The sequence below is a fragment of the Pseudomonas mosselii genome (assembly GCF_019823065.1).
Lineage (GTDB): Bacteria > Pseudomonadota > Gammaproteobacteria > Pseudomonadales > Pseudomonadaceae > Aquipseudomonas > Aquipseudomonas mosselii.
Genome location: NZ_CP081966.1, coordinates 2,001,384 through 2,023,690, shown reverse-complemented (window position 1 = coordinate 2,023,690; position 22,307 = coordinate 2,001,384). Strand labels below are relative to the sequence as shown.

18 protein-coding genes are annotated in these 22,307 nt (G+C 65.3%); 5 read left to right on the top strand and 13 right to left on the bottom strand.

What is annotated here, in order from left to right:
• Positions 1–35 precede the first annotated feature (35 nt).
• The 8 genes from K5H97_RS09235 to K5H97_RS09200 form a co-directional block, all read right to left on the bottom strand.
• Positions 36–809 (bottom strand): enoyl-CoA hydratase, encoded by a 774-nt coding sequence (locus K5H97_RS09235; protein WP_028690542.1) that lies wholly within the window; start codon positions 807–809, stop codon positions 36–38.
• Positions 810–822: 13 nt separating this feature from the next.
• Complete coding sequence (locus tag K5H97_RS09230) at positions 823–1,950, bottom strand: acyl-CoA dehydrogenase (protein WP_028690541.1); 1,128 nt, start codon at positions 1,948–1,950, stop codon at positions 823–825.
• Positions 1,951–1,958: 8 nt separating this feature from the next.
• A complete protein-coding gene (locus tag K5H97_RS09225) occupies positions 1,959–3,152 on the bottom strand; it encodes an acetyl-CoA C-acyltransferase (RefSeq protein WP_028690540.1) in 1,194 nt (397 codons plus the stop codon).
• Positions 3,153–3,164: 12 nt separating this feature from the next.
• Positions 3,165–3,932, bottom strand: coding sequence for an SDR family NAD(P)-dependent oxidoreductase (locus tag K5H97_RS09220; protein WP_028690539.1), 768 nt, complete (start codon positions 3,930–3,932; stop codon positions 3,165–3,167).
• A 12-nt stretch (positions 3,933–3,944) separates the two neighbouring features.
• Positions 3,945–5,591, bottom strand: coding sequence for an acyl-CoA synthetase (locus K5H97_RS09215; protein ID WP_028690538.1), 1,647 nt, complete (start codon positions 5,589–5,591; stop codon positions 3,945–3,947).
• 106 nt (positions 5,592–5,697) lie between these two features.
• Complete coding sequence (locus tag K5H97_RS09210) at positions 5,698–10,206, bottom strand: NEL-type E3 ubiquitin ligase domain-containing protein (RefSeq protein ID WP_028690537.1); 4,509 nt, start codon at positions 10,204–10,206, stop codon at positions 5,698–5,700.
• 38 nt (positions 10,207–10,244) lie between these two features.
• On the bottom strand, positions 10,245–11,306 hold the full coding sequence (locus K5H97_RS09205; protein WP_051555663.1) for an AraC family transcriptional regulator: 1,062 nt from the start codon (positions 11,304–11,306) through the stop codon (positions 10,245–10,247).
• A 57-nt stretch (positions 11,307–11,363) separates the two neighbouring features.
• Positions 11,364–12,227 carry a LysR substrate-binding domain-containing protein gene (locus K5H97_RS09200; protein WP_028690536.1) on the bottom strand — a complete coding sequence of 288 codons (864 nt, stop codon included), beginning with the start codon at positions 12,225–12,227 and terminating at the stop codon, positions 11,364–11,366.
• A gap of 114 nt (positions 12,228–12,341) precedes the next feature.
• On the opposite strand from K5H97_RS09200, the gene K5H97_RS09195 reads away from it, so the two are divergent.
• Together K5H97_RS09195 and phnX are read left to right on the top strand one after the other, a co-directional pair.
• Entirely contained in the window at positions 12,342–13,448 is a 1,107-nt protein-coding gene (locus tag K5H97_RS09195; protein ID WP_028690535.1) for a 2-aminoethylphosphonate--pyruvate transaminase, read from the top strand.
• A 34-nt stretch (positions 13,449–13,482) separates the two neighbouring features.
• Positions 13,483–14,310 carry a phosphonoacetaldehyde hydrolase gene (phnX, locus tag K5H97_RS09190; RefSeq protein WP_028690534.1) on the top strand — a complete coding sequence of 276 codons (828 nt, stop codon included), beginning with the start codon at positions 13,483–13,485 and terminating at the stop codon, positions 14,308–14,310.
• 90 nt (positions 14,311–14,400) lie between these two features.
• On the opposite strand, the gene K5H97_RS09185 is transcribed toward phnX, so the two are convergent.
• Positions 14,401–14,961 (bottom strand): NADPH-dependent FMN reductase, encoded by a 561-nt coding sequence (locus K5H97_RS09185; protein ID WP_028690533.1) that lies wholly within the window; start codon positions 14,959–14,961, stop codon positions 14,401–14,403.
• A gap of 158 nt (positions 14,962–15,119) precedes the next feature.
• On the opposite strand from K5H97_RS09185, the gene K5H97_RS09180 reads away from it, so the two are divergent.
• Positions 15,120–15,338, top strand: a complete 219-nt coding sequence (locus K5H97_RS09180) for a hypothetical protein (RefSeq protein ID WP_028690532.1) — start codon at positions 15,120–15,122, stop codon at positions 15,336–15,338.
• On the opposite strand, the gene K5H97_RS09175 is transcribed toward K5H97_RS09180, so the two are convergent.
• From K5H97_RS09175 to K5H97_RS09160, 4 genes are all read right to left on the bottom strand, one after another.
• Positions 15,322–17,565, bottom strand: a complete 2,244-nt coding sequence (locus K5H97_RS09175; protein ID WP_028690531.1) for an Orn/Lys/Arg family decarboxylase — start codon at positions 17,563–17,565, stop codon at positions 15,322–15,324. The two genes, K5H97_RS09180 and K5H97_RS09175, sit on opposite strands and share 17 nt — an antisense overlap.
• 149 nt (positions 17,566–17,714) lie before the next feature.
• Positions 17,715–18,470, bottom strand: coding sequence for a DNA polymerase III subunit epsilon (dnaQ, locus tag K5H97_RS09170; protein ID WP_028690530.1), 756 nt, complete (start codon positions 18,468–18,470; stop codon positions 17,715–17,717).
• A gap of 150 nt (positions 18,471–18,620) precedes the next feature.
• Complete coding sequence (gene rnhA, locus K5H97_RS09165; protein ID WP_028690529.1) at positions 18,621–19,067, bottom strand: ribonuclease HI; 447 nt, start codon at positions 19,065–19,067, stop codon at positions 18,621–18,623.
• A 13-nt stretch (positions 19,068–19,080) separates the two neighbouring features.
• Complete coding sequence (locus K5H97_RS09160; protein ID WP_028690528.1) at positions 19,081–19,854, bottom strand: class I SAM-dependent methyltransferase; 774 nt, start codon at positions 19,852–19,854, stop codon at positions 19,081–19,083.
• An 84-nt stretch (positions 19,855–19,938) separates the two neighbouring features.
• On the opposite strand from K5H97_RS09160, the gene gloB reads away from it, so the two are divergent.
• Positions 19,939–20,718 carry a hydroxyacylglutathione hydrolase gene (gene gloB / locus K5H97_RS09155; protein ID WP_028690527.1) on the top strand — a complete coding sequence of 260 codons (780 nt, stop codon included), beginning with the start codon at positions 19,939–19,941 and terminating at the stop codon, positions 20,716–20,718.
• Positions 20,719–20,818: 100 nt separating this feature from the next.
• A complete protein-coding gene (locus tag K5H97_RS09150; protein WP_028690526.1) occupies positions 20,819–22,246 on the top strand; it encodes a lytic transglycosylase domain-containing protein in 1,428 nt (475 codons plus the stop codon).
• Positions 22,247–22,307: the final 61 nt, after the last annotated feature.

The window sequence follows — 22,307 nt, the reverse complement described above, 5'->3', positions numbered from 1 at the left end:
CCAGGGGGCGCGGCGCAGACTGCGCCCCCTTCCCGTCAGCGGTCCTTGAACTGCGCCTCGCGCTTGGCAATGAACGCAGCCATGCCCTCTTTCTGGTCTTCGGTGGCGAACGCGGCATGGAACACCCGGCGCTCGAAGCGCACGCCTTCGCTCAAGGTGACCTCGAAGGCGCGGTTGACGCTCTCCTTGACCATCATGCTCACCGGGATCGACTTGCTGGCGATGGTCGCGGCCACCTTCAGCGCCTCCTCCACCAGCTCGGCCTGAGGCACGATACGCGCCACCAGGCCGGCACGCTCGGCTTCCTCGGCGCCCATCAGGCGACCGGTCAGGCACAGCTCCATGGCCTTGGCCTTGCCCACGGCACGTGTCAAGCGCTGGGTGCCGCCCATGCCCGGCAGCACGCCGAGGTTGATTTCCGGCTGGCCGAACTTGGCGTTGTCGGCGGCCAGGATGAAGTCGCACATCATCGCCAGCTCACAGCCACCGCCCAGGGCGAAGCCCGACACCGCGGCGATGATCGGCTTGCGCCGGTTGGCGATGCGATCGGAATCGCTGAACAGGTCTTCGACGTAGATCTGCGGATACTGCAGCTCGGCCATTTCCTTGATGTCAGCGCCGGCGGCGAAGGCCTTGGCGGAACCGGTCAACACCACACAGCCGATGTTTGGATCCTTCTCCAGCTGGTCCAGGGCCAAGTTGATCTCGCCGACGATCTGCGCGTTCAGCGCGTTCAGCGCCTGCGGGCGATTGAGGGTGATCAGGCCGACCTTGCCGTGGATGTCCAACAGGATGGTTTCGAATGCCATGCAGTCTGCTCCTTCAAAGATTGCGCGCAATGACCATGCGCTGAATGTCGCTGGTGCCTTCGTAGATCTGGCAGACCCGCACATCGCGGTAGATCCGCTCCAGCGGGAAGTCGCTCAGATAGCCATAACCGCCGAGGGTCTGCAAGGCGTCCGAACAGACCTTTTCGGCCATTTCCGAGGCGAAAAGCTTGGCCATCGAGGCTTCCACCAGCGCCGGGCGTCCGGCATCGCGCAGGGCGGCGGCGTGCAGCACCATCTGCCGGGCCACGGCGATCTTGGTTGCCATGTCGGCCAGGCGGAAGGCCACGGCCTGGTGCTCGATCAGTGGCTTGCCGAAGGTCTGCCGCTCGTTGGCGTAGTCGCGTGCCGCCTCGAACGCGGCGCGGGCCATGCCCACCGACTGCGAGGCGATGCCAATCCGCCCGCCTTCGAGGTTGGCCAGGGCAATCTTGTAGCCCTGCCCTTCTTCACCCAGGCGGTTGCCCACCGGCACGCGCACGTTGTCGAAGACGATCTGGCAGGTGTCGGAGGCATGCTGGCCAAGCTTGTCCTCGACTCGCGCCACCTGGTAACCCGGTGAATCGGTGGGCACGATGAAGGCCGATATGCCGCGCTTGCCAGCGTCTGGATCGGTGACGGCGAAGACGATCACCACCCCGGCGTTCTGCCCGGAGGTGATGAACTGCTTGCTGCCGTTGAGCACGTAGTGATCGCCGTCCAGGCGGGCGCGGGTCTTCAGGCTGCTGGCGTCGGAGCCGGCCTGGGGCTCGGTCAGGGCAAAGGCGCCGAGCATCGAGCCGCTGGCCAGTGGCGCCAGGAACTGCTGCTTCTGCGCCTCGCTGCCGAACTTGAGGATCGGCACGCAGCCCACCGAATTGTGCACGCTCATGATGGTCGAGCAGGCGCCGTCACCGGCGGCGATCTCCTCCAGGGCCATGGCATAGGCCACATAGCCGGTGTCGCTGCCGCCGTACTGCTCCGGCACCAGCATGCCGAACAGGCCCAGGCCGGCCATCTCCTCGATGGCCTCCTTGGGGAAGCGGTGCTCCCTGTCCCACTGTTCGGCAAACGGCTTCAGACGCTCCTGGGCGAAGTCGCGCACGGCGTCGGCAATCTGTTGTTGTTCTTCAGTTACCAGCATGATTCACCTCAGTACAGGCACTCGACCGCCATGGCCGTCGCTTCGCCACCGCCGATGCAGATGGCCGCCACGCCACGGCGCAGGTTGTTCTGGCGCAGGGCCGACAGCAGGGTCACCAGAATGCGTGCGCCCGAGGCGCCGATCGGATGGCCCAGGGCGCAGGCGCCGCCGTGAATATTGACTTTGTCATGGGGCAGGTCGAGGTGCTTCATGGCCGCCAGGGTGACCACGGCGAAGGCCTCGTTGATCTCGAACAGATCGACATCGGACAGGTTCCAGCCAGTGCGCTTGAGTAGCTTGTCGATAGCGCCAATGGGCGCGGTGGGGAACAGCGCCGGGGTGTCGGCAAAGGCCGCGTGGCCATGGATCACCGCCAGCGGCTTGAGGCCGCGTTTCTCAGCCTCTGAGCGACGCATCAGCACCAGCGCGGCGGCGCCGTCAGAGATGGAACTGGAGTTGGCCGCGGTGACGGTGCCGCCTTCGCGGAAGGCCGGCTTGAGCTGCGGGATCTTGTCCAGGCGCGCCTTGGGCGGCTGCTCGTCGTCCTTGATGACGCGTTTTTCCTTGCCCTCGGTGACTTCCACCGGAACGATCTCGGCGGCGAAGCGGCCGCTCTTGATCGCGTCCTGGGCACGGGTCAGCGAAGCGATGGCGAAGGCGTCCTGAGCCTCACGGCTGAAGTCGCCCTTCTGCGCGCAGTCCTCGGCGAAGGTGCCCATCAGGCGACCCTTGTCGTAGGCGTCTTCCAGGCCGTCCATGAACATGTGGTCGATGATCCTGCCGTGGCCCATGCGGTAGCCGCCACGGGCCTTGTCCAGCAGGTACGGGGCGTTGGTCATGCTTTCCATGCCACCGGCGACGATGACATCGGCGCTGCCGGCCAGCAACTGGTCATGGGCCATGATCGCCGCCTGCATGCCAGAGCCGCACATCTTGTTCAAGGTGGTGCAGGTGGTGTGCTTGTCCAGGCCGGCACCCAGCGCCGCCTGGCGCGCCGGTGCCTGACCCTGGCCGGCCGGCAGCACGCAGCCGAACAGCACCTGCTCGACACTGCCGGCATCGATGCCGGCACGCTCGACGGCGGCGCGGATGGCCGCGCTGCCCAGCTGCGCCGCGGTCAGGCTCTTGAGGTCGCCTTGCAGGCCGCCCATCGGCGTGCGCACGGCGCTGACGATGACAATCGGATCGTGATTCAGGCTCATGTTCGGTTCTCCTTACTTGGCAGCCATGCGCAGCGCGCCGTCGAGGCGGATCACCTCGCCGTTGAGCATGCTGTTCTCGATGATATGGCGGGCGAGCGCCGCGTACTCCTGCGGGCGGCCCAGGCGTGGAGGGAACGGCACGCCGGCGGACAGCGAGGCACGCACTTCGTCGGTCATGCCGGCCATCATCGGGGTTTCGAAAATGCCCGGGGCGATGGTCATCACGCGGATGCCGAAGCGCGCCAGTTCGCGGGCTGCCGGCAGGGTGAGGCTGGCGATGGCGCCCTTGGAGGCGGCATAGGCGGCCTGGCCGATCTGGCCGTCATAGGCGGCGATGGAGGCGGTATTGATGATCACGCCCCGCTCGCCGCCCTCGTCCGCCGGCCCTTCGGCCATGGCTGCGGCGGCCAGGCGCAACAGGTTGAAGCTGCCGATCAGGTTGACGTTGATGACCTTGGCGAAGCTGCCCAGGGCATGCGGCCCATTCTTGCCCAGGACCTTCTCAGCGCCGACGATACCCGCGCAGTTGACCAGTCCGTGCAGATTGCCAAAAGCACTGACAGCGGCATCGACCGCCGCCTTGGCGGCCTGTTCGTCGCTGATGTCGGCCACCGCGAAACGGGCATTGGCGCCCAGCTCGGCGGCCTTGGCTTCAACCGCCGCAGCATTCAGATCGACCAGCATGACCTTGGCGCCGGCCTCGATGAGCATCTGCGCGGTGGCGGCGCCCAGGCCCGAGGCCGCGCCGCTGACGATGAAGTTCTTTTGAGTGATGTGCATGTCGGTCTTCCTTCAGGCGCCCGCAGCGATCGGCTGCGCGGCTTGTTGTCGGGCGATTTCCTGATTGCGCAGGATGAAGCGTTGCAGCTTGCCGCTCGGGGTCTTGGGCAGCTCGCCGACGAATTCGATTTCACGCGGGTAGGCGTGGGCGTAGAGGCGCTGGCGCACGTGCTGGCGCAGGGTTTCCTCAAGTTCGGTACTGCCCTGATAACCGTGGGCGAGCACCACGAAGGCCTTGATCAGCTCCGTGCGTTCCGGGTCGGGTTTGCCGATCACAGCCGCCTCGACCACCGCCGGGTGCTCAATCAGTGCGCTTTCAACATCGAACGGGCCGACTCGGTAGCCCGAGGTGGTGATCACATCGTCGCTGCGGCCGACGAAGCTGATGCTGCCATCCTGGTTGAGCTCGACGGTGTCGCCGGACAGGTAGTACCTGCCAACGAACGCCTTGGTTGGCAGCCCGTGGTAACCGGCGAACCAGCACAGCGGCGACTGCTCGCGGTCCACCGCGAGAATGCCAGGCTGGCCGGCAGGCAGTTCATTGCCCTGCTCGTCCACCACCACGATGCGGTGGCCGGGAATGGCGAAGCCGGCCGAGCCCAGGTGCACCGGGTGCGCCAGCGCATGGTGGTTGCACAGCACCATGCCCAGCTCGGTCTGGCCGTAGTGGTCGTGGATAGTCACCCCAAGTTCGTCGGCGAACCAGCGGATCACTTCCGGATTGAGCGGTTCGCCGGCACTGCTGACCACCCGCAGGCGCCCCTTGATCGGCGCCGCAAACGCGCTGCCCGCCGCGATCAGCAGCCTGTAGGCTGTGGGCGAGCCCGCCAGATTGGTGATGCCCAGCTTGTCGATGACCCGCGCACAGCTTTCGACACTGAACGGACCGTCGTAGAAGGTGGTGGCGTGGCCCAGCGACAGCGGCCCGGTGACCGCGTAGTAAAGGCCGTAGGCCCAGCCGGGGTCGGCCAGGTTCCAGAAGTTGTCGTCCGCTCGCAGGCCGATGGCGTCGCGCATGTAGCCCTGGAACGCGACGATGGCGCGCAATGGCACTTCCAGTGGCTTGGCCGGGCCAGTTGTGCCCGAGGTGAACATCAGCAGGAATGGGTCGTTGCCGTTACGCATCACCGGCGCGCAATCGCTGGCGGCAGTCTCGAGACTGCGGTGGAAGTCCAGCTCACCCTCGGCGGCACCGACCGTGACGAGGATCGGGCAGTCCTCCACCTCATCGAGCTTGGGCCGGTTGTGGCGATCAGTGACCACCACCTTGGCATGGGACTGCTCGAGACGGTGCTCGATGGCCTTGGGGCCGAAAGCGGTGAACAGCGGTTGGTAGACCGCGCCCAGGCGCCAGGTGGCGAGAATGGTCACCAGCAGTTCGGGAGTACGCGGCATGAGCCCGGCGACGCGGTCGCCGGCCCCCACGCCCTGGGCCTTGAGCACGTTGGCAAAGCGTGCGGCCAGGACCTGCAGTTGATCGAAGGTATAGCGCTCGCTGTTGCCATCGCGGTCTTCACAGACCAGGGCGGTTTTGTCGCTGCCGCTGTGGCGGTCGCAGCACTCGACACAGGCGTTGAGGGCCTCGAGATTGCCATGCAACGCCGCGGCAGCGGCTCGGGCATGGTCGAACGAACGAGCGGCCTCGGCATAATCGCGCATTGTCAGACTCCTGGTTTCTTATTGTTGGAGTGCACATCGGTCTGACGATGTTCGCGCCGGTCAGCTCATCCGGCAATGGCCAAAGCTGTCAATCGGGCTGAGCGGATTAGACCGGATCGAGCGGTTGCCCGGCGGATTGCATGATCAAGGCCTCGTGGGCGAGCTGGATCGTCACGGCATATTCCTCCTGTTCACGCGTGACCTTGAGCACACGCCAGCGACGGTCATACTCCGCGCTGCTCAGGCTCTTGTCTTCGTCGAGCCTGGTGCCTTCCGCGCCGGCGCGTTCGAGGATCTCGTCGAACAGCGCCGGGTGCCGTGCCTCCACATATTTGCGCCAGAAATCGCGCCCCGCGAGGCTTTTTGCCAATGCCTCGTCCGTCTCGCTGGCCTTCACCGCCGCCAATACCGTCTGCTCGAGATCGTCGGTGATGCCCGCCAATGCCAAGAACTGCATGTTCCTTGGCTGCCCTGGCAAATCCAGCGCCTTGGTCAGCGCGATGCGATAGCCGATCACCACTTCGAGCACGTCGACGTATACACCTCCCATCTCTCTTCGCGCAGCCTCATTCCTGGCCAGCAAGTCCACTTGCTCCAGCCGGAACAACTGCCGGCCCAGCTTGAGCAGTTCTTCCCCGCCCTTGCCGGTCGCAGCCTTCGCCGTGGCCTGGTGCACCATCTTCTGGATAATCAGTGCGCTAAAACGATCAGCGATCCTGTCGACGCACTCGCCTGGCTCGCTGGAGTCGGCAAAGATCAGCTCACGCAAGGCCGCGTCACCGTCGATGGCCTGCAACAACTCCCACAACTGGCCGGCGAGGTAGTTACTGGCAGAACGGAAGTCCGCCGTTTCGGTGAGTGCGCGCAGCAAACGGAACAACTCTCGACTATCTTCCATCCCTGCCAGGCGCTCCCACAGGGCCCTGCTGCGCCCCTGTTCATCCTCGGGCGCAAGCGCAACCCAGCGCTCCTTGGCAGGCGTCAAGATGCGCTCCTGGACGATTTCCTCCCCATGGTTGTGAACCGGGTCCATCCAGTAAAGCTCGCGGCGCACCTGCAATGACATCGGGTTGAAGTCCGTGCGCAACCGGTACCTGAACGCCGCGGGCATGCTGAGCACCTCGGCGGGCACAGTCCGGATCTGGTTGCCACTGAGGTCGGCAAGTGAAAGAAACGCGCAGTCCTGCAATCCGGCAGGCATCGTCCGCAACCGGCAACGGCTCACGTCCAGGTGCCGCAATTGCGTCGGCTCATTGAAATGCAGGTTCAGCAGGCGAATCGGATTATTGCTGAGGTCGATCGTCCGTAAGCGTGACATCTGCGAAAGCAACCGCTCATCCGCCGCGTCCATTTCAATGCGATTGCCGGAGGCTCGCAGTTCAACCAGGTTCCCGCATTGTGCGATGCTCGATGGCAGCGCGATCAACTGGTTGTTGCTCACATTCAGGAAACGCAAGCCATCGAAACACCGCAAAAACCTGTGAGGCACTTCCCTCAGCGCCATTCGGCACATTACCAGGTTGGTGATGTGCGTAAGGTCTACCTGTTCCGGCAGTCTGGGCAGTTCCTGAATGCGACAATTGCTCAGGTCGAGCACCCGGCCCCGCACCTCTCCCTCCCTGCTGTAGATCACTTCACTTTCATAGCGCCACGCTTCACGCAGGCGCCTGGCCACGATGCCACGCAATCCCGGGGACGCCGATGGCGCATGCGCTTGCGCCCATTCACGCAGCGCGATGTCGAGCAAGTTGTAGTTGCTCTCCTCGTACAACAACGCCTCAAGCGGGCTGCGGCCCAGCGGATCACGTCGCAATTGCGCGACCTTGCTCTCGACCTGGGCATCGTCGAGCACGGGATAGAGCGCGCGAATGCGCTCTCTGAGGATGGTGATGCCATTGCGCGCGGTGTTTCTCGAAGACCGCCCACCGAGCGTGTAACCGACCCGGCCGTCAGGCAACCTTTTTCCAGGGTTGAACCATGGCGTGGACGCTTGCATGTCAAGCAATGAGTACCAGTCGCTGCGTTTTTCCGGTAAAGCCTTGATCAACGCAAGGCGCAGCGATTGCGCAGGGTCACTCGGCTCAAGCTCGAGCGCACTTCGCTGGCTCTCGTCGAGCGCGGCGATGATCGCCTGGAACAGATTCCCCGGCGCGGCCACCTCGGAGTCACGTTGCATGCCTTGCGCGTCATACAAGCGCATCGCACCGTCTCGTCGAGCCAGCACGATCCTCGCATCACTCGCCACCGCCGGATTGGTGATCGCCAGCATACGGCCATCCTCGGCGCGCAGCTCGAGACCGACTCGGGTCGGCCACATCGGCAGCTTCTCGAGCAGTCGCATGACCAACAGGCCAGCATCCTCGCAGTAGGCGCTGTTCAGGTACAACCCTTCCACTGCCCGGTTCAGCCGCGCCAGCTGCAACAGCGAGCGTACCTTGGTTGCGACCGTGTAAGGCACTCGTGCCTCGACCCTGGCCACCTGCTCGACCACCGCATCGCATTCTCGCACCGCCTCCTCGGCATAAGCGTCAGGCAAGCCCGGGAAGTCCCGCTTCACCAGCGTGAACAATGGGTTGCCCGGGGGCGTGATACGCGCCAGATGCTCAAACAGCAGCGCTTGCACTTCGGCTTGTCGGTCGGCGAGCCACACCGCTGCGCCAGGTGCATCCACAGCCTGCATACCTGGCCGGGTACGGCACCACGCCAGCACCTGGGCATCCTCCAGCGTCGCGCCCGGGGCCTTCACAGCCTTGAATACCGCGGTGACACGCGCATCGGCCTCGAAGCGACGCAGCGTGTCGCGCAGGTTGACCGGCGCGGGCCGATTCTGTACCAGCACACCACGCAGCTCGTCCTGGTCGACGCCCGCCACCGTCAGGATCTGTTCGGCACGCTGCGGGTCCAGCGGCACCTGATGAGGCCACAGACGATTGAGCATGGCGCAGCTATCATCCCACTCCAGCGGGCGCTCCAGGCGGATGCGCCAGCAGCGTTCGCCGTTGTACTCGATGCTTGGCGCGAACGCGTCCTGGTCGTGGGGATGACACAAGCGCCAGGGCTGCTCGGGGGCCGTCTGCCGGACTTCGTAGTAACGCCGGTCCACGTGCAACCAGCGTCGGTTTCCGACCGCGTAGAGGCCGTTTTCCTGCAACACCGGTTGCTCGGGCGTCGACTCGTAGACACTCAAGTCATGGTTCCACAGCCGCTGCTTGCCATCGACGAGTTCGACAGGTTCCAGCGCGTCGACGAAGGCGCTGCCAGCGAAACCACGGGCGACCAACGCCACACCGGCCCCAGTCACCGCCGTCACCGCGACCGTCTTGGCCACTTCGATCATATGGTCCAAGGCCTCGTGCTGATGGCCTTGCTGCCAGTCCCCCACCCCGGCATAGACCTCGCCAAGGGTGTCCACCAACAATTTTCCAAGCAGCACCATGCCAATGGCAGGGACCGCCATGCCCGCGACACCCAGCAAAGCGAGCCCGACCCCCTCCCAGCGCTTGATACGGCGATCAGCGGCCGCGTGGTCAGCGTCGGCGGCGCACACCAGCAGCAATCGACCATCGGCCTTGATTCGCGCCACCTGGCTGCGCGCCAGCAATGCGAAGACATTGTTGTCCTGAGCCGCGCGGCGTTGCAGATTGAGGTCGGGAACATCGTCGGACAAACGCTTGAGCATGGTTTCCAGAAAGTCAGGCTGCTCGTGCAGGCTCACCAGGCCACGCACACGGCGCCTGAAGTCCTGCTCTCGCAGCGCCGCCACCAGGTGCTCGGAGAGCGACTCGAACGAGTCGAAGCAACGCAGTGGTCGCTGGTGATCGACCGGCAGGTAAAGCACCACGCCGGCCGCCTTGTTTGCCTTGTCGTACAGTTGAATCAGCAGCGCGTTGATCAGCGTGCAATCGAGCATGCGCAACTCGCCGGCATTGGAGCGCAGCGGCGCCTCCGACAGGCTGGGCATGTCATGGATCACATGCTGCAACGCGGCATGCTGAGACTCGGACAAATGGCCCTGCACCAGTGCGTGCTGGCAAGCCAGGGCAAACCCCGAACGCTGGTGACGGGTCAGCAGCGCCACAGTCGCCCCATCGAACTGCCGGTCGAGTAGATCTTGATACTGCTTGCCAGCGTCCAGCGCCCTGCAACGCGCGGCAAAATCGTCGGCGTCGCCGGACAGCACCGTGTTACTGCCAGGGCACACGACGCCACTACCGGAGAAGAACTGCGCGCCCTCTTCGAATCCCTGCATCAAACGCAACAAGGCGGGAGCGCGCAGTCCCCAACGCACCGCGGAGGGCGCGCTTAAGAGCCCCGAGGTGCCTTGCCGAATATCCAGCCACTGCAGTGCCTTGACCTCATGCGTGCCTTTGTCGAGATCAGCCAGGAGCGGGTGGAACACCTGTTCGGCAAACTGCTGTGGCGACAGCAGCGCTTGGGTCGCCAAAGCCAGTTGACGAGCGTTGGTATCGTGAGTTTTGAGGCAATCGCACAAGGCATCGAGTTGCTCGGCCTTGGCCTCCTTGAGCCAATCAGGCAGTTGCGCCTTGATGAAGTCGTCCGTGATCGCGTGTGGCGTGACCGTCGCTGCTGGTTGGGGCGTTGTAGTTGCTGACATGACGAAGCATCCTGCGGTTTCAGAACCCTCGACACTAGTCAGCTCGCCCCACCCGGCACAGAGGGAAACGGCGCCAGCCGGTGCGGCATTTCGCCTTGGATGATCAGGTTGCGGTAATGGCCTGGGTTGCAACCGAACCACTTGCGAAATGCCTTGTAGAACGAGCTGGCGTCGGCAAAGCCCAGGCGTTGCGCGACGTCGGCAAGGCCAAGCGCTGGCTCGGCCAGCCAGGTGATCGCCAATTCTCGACGCAAACTGTCCTTGATGCCCTGGTAGCTGTGCCCTTCCTCGGACAGGCGCCGCCGCAAGGTCGCCACCGACATGCACAGGTTATGCGCCACCGTCTGCGCATCCGGCCATGCGCCTGGCTCGATCTCCAGCAATGTCGTACGAATGCGTAGCGCCAGACTGCCAGGGTCGCGGTACTTGACCAGTATGTTGCCCGGCGCTTCGGCCAGGAACCGCTGCAACTCCTGCGGCGTGCGCCGGATCGGCAGGGTCAGGCAATCGGCAGCGATGATCATGCGCGTGCGTGGACGCTCAAACGTCAGATTCTGCGAGAACATGACCCGGTAATCGTCGCAGAACGGCGGCTCGGGGCAGCGCAGCTCGATGGCCAGGATCGGAATCCGCCGCCCGGCCAGCCAGCAGGCGACGCCATGCACGATCATCCAGAAGGTGAAGTAGGTGAACGCACGCCGTGGCTGCTCCAGCGGTTCGTTGATGACGATCTCTGCCAGGCTCTGCTGGCGGACCAGACTCGGTTGCAGGTCTTCGAGCATCAGCGCCAGAAACCCCAGCACAACCTCCAGACCAGCGCCAAGGGTGGGCTGCGCCATGCTCGCCCGGCACATGAACGCGAGGCTGCCGCTACGCAGGCCGCGTGGATCCATGGCAAAGAACTCGTCGTTGCAACGACGAGCCAACAGGCGCCACAGCCGGGCATAGGCCTCGGCGCTGACCCGCGCCTCGGGCAGGTCGAGCCGGCCCATCTCGATGCCCGCCCGGACCAGCAAGCCGACATCGGGCTGGCCCGCCGGGCAAGTCTGCAACAGCGCTTCACGCACCAGCTGCATGGAAATGGTGTCTTTCTCGCTCATCGACGGTCCCGTCGGCTGTAGGCCGGCCATCTTAGGCCGTCGCGCTCGAAACAGCCATCACGCGGCAGCCGCCAGCCCGAGAAACGCCTGGATCAGGCGCAGCTCGCGACGGCGCTCCAGGCAACCGACCATGTGCTGGTTGACCAGGCCCTGACCGGCCAGGGGGCGGGCCACCACCCGCGGGTCATGGGCCACTTCGGTGGAGGACACCACGCCGATGCCCAGTTCCGCCGCCACCGCCTCGGTGACCGCTTCGCGGCTGTCCAGCTCCAGCAGCACCCTAGGTTGCACACCCGCGTCGGCGCAGGCCTTGTCGAAGGTGCGCCGGGTGGTCGAACTGGGCTCGCGCAGCACCATGATCTGCCTGTCCAGCTCGGCCAGCGGCAAGTCTCCCCCGGTACCCGTCCACGCATGCCCCACGGGCAACAGTGCACACAACCGCGACTCGCACAACGCCTGCAGGTGCAGGCCCTTGCGCGGCTCGATCTCGGTCAGCACGGCCACATCGGCATGTTCCGACAACAACGCGGCCAGGGTTTCCTGGGCATTGCCCAGGCGCAGGTTGACGGTGATACCCGGGTAGCGCTCGCGCAGCTGCGCCAGCATCGGCATCACCCGGTGCGGGCCGTCAGCCGCCACCTCCAGGCGCCCGGTCAGCAACTGCCGGTTAGCCTCGAGCATGGACTGGGCTTCCTCGGCCAGGCCGAACATGGCCCGGGTGATGGCCGCCAGGCGCGCACCCTCCTCCGTCAGCTCGACCCGCCGGGCGGTACGGCGCAGCAAGGTGATCTGGTAGTGCTCCTCCAACGCCTTTACATGCCCGGTCACCGCCGGCTGGCTGATGAACAGGCGCTCGGCGGCGCGGGTGAAACTGCCCTCGCGGGCGACGGCGTCGAAGGCGCGGAGCTGGAACAGGTTCATATCTATCGGCCTGACTTATGGCTGGCATATCTACAAACAATTTGATTGATGACACAGCGAATTGCAACCTAGCCCCACTAGTTTCCAGCCCACCGCATAGTGAGGAACCACGGAATGAGCAACGCACCGATCCTGCTGACCCCCGGTCCATTGACCACCTCGATCCGCACCCGCCAGGCCATGCTCGTGGACTGGGGGTCGTGGGATCGCGACTTCAACCAGCTGACCGCCAGCGTGTGCGAACAACTGCTGGCCATCATCGACGGCAGCGCCAGCCACCACTGCGTGCCCCTGCAAGGCAGCGGCACCTTCGCCGTCGAGGCCGCCCTCGGCACCCTGGTCCCCCGTGACGGCAAGGTGCTGGTGCTGATCAACGGCGCCTACGGCCAGCGCCTGGCGAAGATCTGCAAGGTGCTGGGCCGCGCCTACAGCACCTTCGAGACCGGCGAGGACCAGCCGACCACCGCCGCGGACGTCGACCGCCTGCTGGCCGCCGACCCCGCCGTGACCCATGTGGCGCTGATCCACTGCGAGACCAGCACCGGCATCCTCAACCCGCTGCCCGAGATCGCCCAGGTGATCCGGCGCCACGGCAAGCGCCTGATCATCGACGCCATGAGCTCGTTCGGCGCGCTGCCGATCGACGCCCGCCAGATCCCCTTCGAAGCGCTGATCGCCGCCTCCGGCAAGTGCCTGGAAGGCGTGCCGGGCATGGGCTTTGTCTTCGCCGAGAAAGCCGCCCTGGCCGCCGCCGAAGGCAACGCCCACTCCCTGGCCATGGACCTGCACGACCAGCACGCCTACATGGCCAAGACCGGCCAGTGGCGCTTCACCCCGCCGACCCACGTGGTCGCTGCCCTGCACGAAGCGCTGCAGCAATACAACGAAGAGGGTGGACTGCCCGCCCGCCACCAACGCTACAGCGATAACTGCAAGACCTTGCTCGACGGCATGGCGAAAATCGGCCTGCAGAGTTTCCTGCCCGCCGACATCCAGGCGCCGATCATCGTCACCTTCCACGCGCCGAAGGACCCGCGCTACCAGTTCAAGGACTTCTACGAGCGGGTCAAGGCCAAGGGCTTCATCCTCTACCCGGGCAAGCTGACCCAGGTCGAGACCTTCCGCGTCGGCTGCATCGGCGTGGTCGGCGCCGATGGCATGCAGGCCGCCGTCAATGCCGTGGCCGAGGTGCTGCGGGAAATGGAAGTACTGGACATCTGACCCTCTGCCCACCCAATTCAAGGAAAATGCGCACATGAACTACAGCAACCCCACCCAGCTGCAAGCCGCCATCCTCGACTGGGCCGGCACCGTGGTCGACTTCGGCTCGTTCGCCCCGACCCAGATCTTCGTCGAAGCCTTCGCCGAGTTCGACGTGCAGGTGTCCATCGAAGAAGCCCGTGGCCCGATGGGCATGGGCAAGTGGGACCATATCCGCACCCTGTGCGACGTGCCGGAGATCGCCGAGCGCTACCGCAAGGTGTTCGGCCGCACGCCCACCGACGATGACGTCACCGCCATCTACGAGCGCTTCATGCCGCTGCAGATCGAGAAGATCGCCGTGCACTCGGCGCTGATCCCCGGCGCCCTGGAGACCCTGACCGGGTTGCGCAAAAGCGGCCTGAAGATCGGCTCCTGCTCGGGCTACCCGAAGGTGGTGATGGACAAGGTGGTCGAGCTGGCCGCGCAGAACGGCTACGTGGCCGACCATGTGGTGGCCACCGACGAGACACCGAACGGCCGCCCGTGGCCGGCCCAGGCGCTGGCCAACGTGATTGCCCTGGGCATCGATGACGTGGCTGCCTGCGTGAAGGTCGACGACACCGTGCCGGGGATTCTCGAAGGCCGCCGCGCCGGGATGTGGACCGTGGCGCTGGTGTGCTCGGGCAATGCCCTGGGGCTGACCTGGGAAGGCTACCGGGCGTTGAGCACGGAGAAGCTGGAGAGCGAGCGCAAGCGGATCCACGGGATGTTCGCCGCATCGCGCCCGCACTACTTGATCGACACCATCAACGAACTGCCCGAAGTGATTGCCGATATCAACCGGCGATTGGCCAAGGGGGAGATGCCGCAGGCGTTCTGATAGGCCGCGTGATGCCATCACCGGCAAGCCGGCTCCCACAGCGACAACGCGTCCACCGGTGGGAGCCGGCTTGCCGGCGATCAGGCCCTGTCAGACAGATCGGTTCAGCTTCACCCACGACGCGAACCTGTCGATAAAGCCCTGCAGGAAAGGCCGGGTCTTGTCATTGAGCTTGCCACTGTCATCGAACAGCGTTGCCGCCCCGCCGATATACGCCTCGGGCATCTGCATGCACGGCATGTCGAGGAACACCAGCGACTGGCGCACCGCATGATTGGCACCAAACCCGCCGATAGCCCCCGGCGACACGCTGGCCACCGCCGCCGGCTTGCCGCCCCACACGCTCTGCCCATAGGGCCGCGACCCCACGTCGATGGCGTTCTTCAACCCGCCCGGCACCGAACGGTTGTACTCCGGGGTGACGAACAGCACCGCGTCGCTGCGGCGGATCTCGTCGCGAAAATGCTTCCACGCCTCGGGCGCGCCCTCGGCCTCGACATCCTCGTTGTACAACGGCAGGTCGCCGATCTCGACGATCCGCAGGGCAAGGCTGGACGGTGCCAGCTCAGACAGCGCGCGGGCCACCTTGCGGTTATAGGACTCCTTGCGCAAGCTGCCGACGACGACCGCTACCGAATAAACCTGGCTCATGGCGTTTTGCAACCTCTGCTCTGGGAATGGGACCTGTTAGTTATAGATGACCGTTCCTCGGCTTCGCGGTTTTTTTCCATTCGGCTGAAAACTTCCCGGGCGTTTCACTGGTCTATGCCTACAGACATTTCCTACACGATTCAGAGGTTTCCACCTAAATGGCAGCAGTAATGGTCGGCCAGTTCCACGCCCGCGACGCCGAAGGCCGTATCTACCCGGTCCACGAGTTCCAGGAGTCCACCCTCCAGGCCGACGGCAGCACCCTCGGCGCGCCGGTTACCAGCTATCGCCTGGCTATCGGTGACCGCGTCAACCACCTGGGTGACGACCGCTTCGAGCTGGCCCAGACCGGCGTCGAGATCATTCGTATTCCTTGACGCAATCGACGGTGTACAGCGCCCCCTGGCACTGCAGGCCATGCACATCGGCGACGAAGCCCGGGAAGCCCTGGTCGAAAGCCCGGGCACAGTCCAGGTAGACCAGAATCGAGCGGGTCGCCTCGGTGAAGCGCTCGCCCGGCATGATCAAGGGGATTCCCGGCGGATACGGCACCAGCATCACCGCCGCGACCCGCCCCATCAGTTGCTCGATCGGCACCGCCTCCACCTCCCCGCGCACCATCCGGTCATAGGCCTCGGCCGGGGTCATCGCCACCTCGGGCAAACGGGTGAACAGCAGCTTGAGCTGCCTGGATGTGGCATTGCCGCGGTAGAAGGCATGCAGTTGCTGGCACAGGTCACGCAGCCCCAGCCCCTGGTAGCGTGACGGCTGCGGCGTCACCACGCTGGGCAGGCATTCGGCCAGCGCGATATTGGCGTCGTAGTGGCGCTTGAACTCCAGCAGTTCAGTGAGCAGCGTGCTCCACTTGCCCTTGGTGATGCCCATCGAGAACAGTACCAGGAAGCTGTACAGGCCGGTCTTCTCCACCACCAGCCCCCGCTCCCACAAAAACTTGCTGACCACTGCGGCCGGAATGCCGTGCTCGCCCGCGCCGCCACCGGCCCCTGGCATCACCAGAGTGACCTTGAGCGGATCGAGCAGCACATAGTCGTCGCTCAGCTCGGCAAAGCCATGCCATTCGGCACCCGGCTGCAGCAGCCAGTCCGCCGACTCCAGCCGCTCGCCACCCTGGGCCTGCGGCGGCTGCCAGATGCTGAACCACCAGTCGTCGGTGGCGATATGCTCGCGCAGGTTGGCCAGCGCCCGGCGAAAGCTCAGGGCCTCGTCGAACATCTCCTGCAGCAGCGAACGCCCGGCCGGGCCCTCCATCATCGCCGAGGCCACGTCCAGCGAGGCGAGGATGCTGTACTGCGGCGAAGTGGAGATATGCATCATGAACGCCTCGTTGAAACGGTCGCGGTCCAACTGGCGGGAGGCGCCGTCCTGCACATGGATCATCGACGCCTGGCTGAAGGCGGCCAGCAGCTTGTGGGTCGAATGGGTGCTGAACAGCAGCGGGCCCTCATCGCCGCGCGGCGTGCCCATGGCGTAGCGGCCGACGAAGAATTCATGGAAGGCGGCGTAGGCGAACCAGGCCTCGTCGAAGTGCAGCACCTCGACACTGGCGCCGAGGGTCTGCTTGATGAGGCCGGCGTGGTAGCACAGCCCGTCGTAGGTGGAGTTGGTGACCACCGCCAGCTTTATCTTCGCCGACCGCCCCTGGGCCAGCGGGTGGGCCTGGATCTTCGCCTGGATCGACGCCGGGGTGAATTCGCTGAGCGGAATCGGCCCGATGATGCCCAGTTCGTTGCGCTCCGGGCACAAGTAGAGAGGGATGGCGCCAGTCATGATGATCGCGTGCACCACCGACTTGTGGCAGTTGCGGTCCACCAGCACCAGGTCACCACGCCCGACCATGGCGTGCCAGACGATCTTGTTGGCGGTGGAGGTGCCGTTGATGACGAAGAAGGTATGGTCGGCGCCGAAGTTGCGCGCCGCCCGCGCCTCCGCGGCGGCCAGGGGGCCGGTGTGGTCGAGCAGCGAGCCCAGCTCGGGGACAGACACGGACAGGTCCGAGCGCAGGGTGTTTTCGCCGAAGAACTGGTGGAATGCCTGCCCCACCGGACTCTTGTGATAGGCCACGCCACCGCCGTGGCCCGGCGTATGCCAGGAATAGTTCGACTGCGCGGTGTGTTGCACCAGAGCCTTGAAGAACGGTGGCAGCAGGCCGTCGAGGTAACTGTGCGCGGCCCGTGCTACCTGGCGGGCGAGAAACGGCACGGTGTCTTCGAACAGGTAGAGGATGCCGCGCAGCTGGTTGAGCTCGCCCATGGCCTCGGCCGGGGCGTTCTCCAGAGTGACTTGCTCGCCCAGGGCGAAGATCGGCAGGTTGGGGGCGCGCAGCCTGGCCAGGCGGATCAGCTCGGCCATGTTCTGCAGCAGCCGGCTGTTATCGCCGACACCCTCGGCGGCGATCAGCATGCAGGCCAGGCCGTGGTGGGTGGCGGCCACCAGCCGCGCTTCGGCTTGGTCGGCGGCGGCGAGGATGGCGAAGCCGTCACGGGCCAGTTCATCGGCGATGCCGCGCACCCGCTCGCCGGCGACGCTGTCGGCCTTTATGGCCCGGTGGACGATGAGGATGGGGAACTGGAGGTCCTTGTACATCGGGCGGCTACCTCTGCGGGCTTTTCCCTCAGGGTAGTTGATGCCATCGCGGGGCAAGCCCGCTCCCACGCTAACGTGCACAATCTGGCGTGGGAGCGGCGGTTCGCCGCTGCGACTTGCCCCGCGATAGGGCCGGTACTGTCTTTGGATCAGCTGGCGGTCGGCTCGGTCAGCACCTGCCACATCGCCGGCCCACCTGCCGACTTGGCAATGGCCGCCAAGCGCTCGGCATGGGCCTCGAGCTCTTCATCGCTGGCCATGATCACCTTACCGGCAGCACGACCGCTAATCCGACGGATCTCACTGCCGGTGCTGCCCTGCCCCTCTTCGTCCTGTGCGCCATCCCCCGCCAGCGACAAGCTGGTCTGGCCACCGGTCATCGCCAGGTAGACGTCGGCCAGCAGTTCCGAGTCGAGCAATGCGCCGTGCAGTTCACGGCCGGAGTTGTCGATGCCGTAGCGTTTGCACAACGCATCGAGGCTGTTGCGCTGCCCCGGATGGCGCGAGCGCGCCATCATCAGGGTGTCGAGGATCGGGCAGTGCTGCGAGATGTCGGCGCGGTCCTGCTGGCCGATCAGCGCGAACTCGTTGTTGATGAAGCCGACGTCGAACGCCGCGTTGTGGATGACCAGGGTGGCGCCCTGGATGAACTCGAAGAACTCCTCGGCCACATCGCCGAAACGCGGCTTGCCGACCAGGAAAGCGTCGGTGATGCCGTGGACGTTGATCGCGCCCTCGTCACTGTCGCGGTCGGGCTGCAGGTAGACGTGGAAGTGCCGCCCGGTCAGGCGCCGGCCCACGACTTCGACGCAACCGATCTCGATGATGCGGTGGCCTTCGGCCACCGGCATGCCGGTGGTCTCGGTGTCGAGGATGACGAACCGTTTGTCTTGCTGCTGCTCCACGCGGGGACTCCAACTGGCGGTGCTTGAATTCGGGGTGGGAGTATAACGAAATCGGGGCCGTTTTGCGGTCATCGCGGGGCAAGCCCGCTCCCACGCAGCCAGCAGTCATCTCGTGGGAGCGGGCTTGCCCCGCGATGGCCCGCAACACAATCAACGTTGCGCGCGAACCTCATCAACCCCACGATTGGCCAACTGGTCGGCCCGCTCGTTGCCCGGGTGGCCGATATGCCCACGCACCCACTTCCAGGTCACCTTGTGCCGGTTGACCTGTTCATCGAGGGCCATCCACAGGTCGGCGTTCTTCACCGGCTCCTTGGCGGCGGTCTTCCAGCCACGCTTCTTCCAGTTGGTCATCCACTCGTTGATGCCCTTCATCACATACTGGGAGTCGGTGGTCAGCACCACCTCGCACTCGCGCTTGAGCGCCTTCAGGCCTTCGATCGCGGCCATCAGTTCCATGCGGTTGTTGGTGGTCTCGCGTTCGCCGCCCCACAGTTCCTTCTCGACGCCCTTGAAAACCATCAGGACGCCCCAGCCGCCCGGGCCGGGATTGCCCTTGCAGGCACCATCGGTGTAGATCTCGACGCTATCGCTCATGTACCACTCGTGTTCAGTGCTTTTCGGAATCGGGGTGGGTGGCGCTGCGGTTGACCTTGGCCAATGGCAGCGGCAACAGCTTGCCCATCGGCTCGCGGCGCTCGAGGCGCAGCGGCCGCAGGCCGACCACCATCTTGCGCGCCACCAGCAGGTAGACGCCGCCCCCGGCACTCTGCCAGCCCCCCGCCACCCGCTCCCAGCCGGCCAGACGCTGCTGCCAGGCCGGCGAGGCAAGCGGCGGACGATAGCACCCGAAGCGGCGTTTCTCCAGCGCGAAGCCCAGCAGGTTGAGCCAGTCGCCGACCCGCGACGGCGAGATGCAGCGGGCCTTGCGCAAGGCGCCCTGGCTGAAGAAATGGCGCAGCCCCCAGCTGCTCCACGGGTTGATGCCGACGATCAGCAGGTGGCCGCCCGGGCGCACCGCGCTGGCCGCCTCGCGCAGCAGGCCATGGGGCGACAGGCTGAAGTCCAGGCCATGCTGCAGCACCACCACGTCGGCGGCATGCTCCGATAACGGCCAGGCCTGCTCCTCGCAGACGATCTCCACCCCCGGCAACGGCGCGCCCAGGCGCACGTTGCGCTGCACCTGTGGCGCATTGGGCGGGGGTTCGGCGCAGGGGCCGTAGTGCACCAGGTAACCACCGAAGAAGCGCCGCAGCTCTTCTTCGAGCAACTTTTCCTCTTCCTTGAGCATCAACTGCCCAAGGGGGCCATTGAACCAGTCGCGGGCCAGGCTGATGAGTTCGACCCAGTCGGGGTCGGCCTGGGCGAAGGCTTGGTCGGTCATTGCGTTCTCCCTCGAAGGTTCTCCGGCCGCGCCATCGCGGCTAAGATGCCCCCAATGTCCAGGCTTGGCGATACGGATCCGCACATGATACAGATCGATGCCCTACCCGCTTTCAACGACAACTACATCTGGTTGTTACAGGATACTGCCAATCGCCGCTGCGCAGTGGTCGATCCCGGCGATGCCGGGCCGGTGCTCGCCTGGCTCGGCCAGCATCCCGACTGGGTGCTGGAGGCGATCCTGGTCACCCACCATCACCATGACCACGTCGGCGGCGTCGAAGCCCTGAAGCAGGCCAGCGGCGCCACCGTCTACGGCCCGGCCAGCGAACGCATCCCGGGCCGCGACGTCGCCCTGGAGGACGGCGCGCAGGTCCAGGCACTGGGCCTGACCTTCGAGGTCATGGCCATGCCCGGCCACACCCTCGGCCATATCGCCTATTACACTGCGCAATCGCCCACGCCGCTACTGTTCAGTGGCGACACCCTGTTCGCCGCCGGTTGCGGGCGGTTGTTCGAAGGCACACCCGAACAGATGCACCATTCGCTGCAGCGCCTGGCCGCCCTGCCCGCCGAGACCGAAGTGTACTGCGCCCACGAGTACACCCTGAGCAACCTGCGCTTCGCCCGCGCCGTCGAGCCGGAAAACCCGCACGTTCTGCAACGCTTCGAAGACGTTACCCGCCTGCGCGCCGACAATCGCATCAGCTTGCCCTCCACCATCGGCCTCGAGCGCCTGACCAACCCGTTTTTGCGCACCGCTGAAACATTCGTTAAACAAAAAGCAGACGAATGGAAGGGTCATTCCAACCCTACCCAAGCCACTGTTTTTGCTGCCTTGAGGTCTTGGAAAGACGTGTTCTGATAACCTCAAGATATATCGTGACACACGCCCAAAGGTTGACCCGGCCGGGGCCGGTTTCTAGAATCGCCCAACTTTTTTGCCCGGATAACCGTTCCAGCCGATGTCTTCCCCTAGCCGCAGAACCGCTCATTCGGTCGCCCTGACGCGACTGGCACAGATCAGTGCACTGGCGCTGGCCGCCACCCTGGTCGGCTGCCAGAGCACCCGTCAGCTCGACGAATCCGACAGCGTTCGCGCGCACAACTACCAGGCGCGGATCAAGCACAAACCCGCGCCGCTGGTGGTCAAGCCCAAGGAAGCACCGCCCCAGGACGTCTGGGAGCGCATGCGCCAGGGCTTCGCCCTGCAGGACGGCATGGACGTCAACCCGCGCATCGAACAGCAACGCCTGTGGTTCGCCAGCAACCCGTCGTTCCTCGAGAACGCCGGCGAGCGCGGCAGCCTTTACCTGCACTACATCGTCGAGCGCCTCGAAGAACGCGACATGCCGCTGGAGCTGGCCCTGCTGCCGGCCATCGAGAGCGCCTACAACCCGATGGCCTACTCCCGCGCGCATGCCGCCGGCATGTGGCAGTTCATCCCGTCCACCGGGCGTCACTTCAACCTGCGCCAGACCAACTTCTACGACGGCCGTCGCGACGTCACCGCCTCGACCAACGCCGCACTGGACTACCTGAACCGCCTGCACGACATGTTCAACGGCGACTGGCTGCTGGCCCTGGCGGCCTACAATGCCGGCGAAGGCACCGTCAGCCGCGCCATCGAGCGCAACGAGCGCCTGGGCCTGCCGACCGACTACTGGAACCTGCCGCTGCCGCAGGAAACCCGCGACTACGTGCCCAAGCTGCTGGCCCTGTCGCAGGTGGTCAACACCCCTGCCGCCTACGGGATCAACCTGAACCCGATCGCCAACGAGCCCTATTTCGAAGCCGTCGCCATCAACGACCGCCTCGACCTGTCCCGCGTCGCGGCCTTCGCCGACATCGACGAAGACGAGCTGATCCAGCTCAATCCCGCCTTCAAGAAACGCATGACCGTGGACGGCCCGCAGCAACTGCTGGTGCCCACCGCCAAGGCGCAGCTGCTCAGCGACCGCATGTCCAACCTCAAGCCCGAGGAACTGGTCGCCCTGCAGCCGAACAAGGCCGTGTTCCAGGCCGCCCTGGCCGATGCCAGGGCGCCGGCGGCGCGCAGCTACCGGGTCAAGCGTGGCGACAACCTGGGCAGCATCGCCAAGGCCAACCGCGTCGCGGTCAAGGACATCCAGCGCTGGAACAGCCTGCGCGGCAACAGCCTCAAGGTCGGCCAGGTGCTGGCCCTGCGTGGCGGCAACGCGCCGAGCGCGGCGGCCAAGCGCGTGGCCGATGCGAAGCAGCGGTCCACCCAGTACAAGGTGCGCAAGGGTGACTCGTATTACCTGGTGGCCAAGCGTTTCAACGTCGAGATGAAACACCTCAAGCGCTGGAATCCGCGCAGCGGGCATGCGCTCAAGCCGGGGCAGACGCTGACCGTCTACCTGTCGCGTTGATGTGAATCCTGGGGGGCGCTTCGCGCCCCTTTCGCGACACAAGGCCGCTCCCACAGGGATT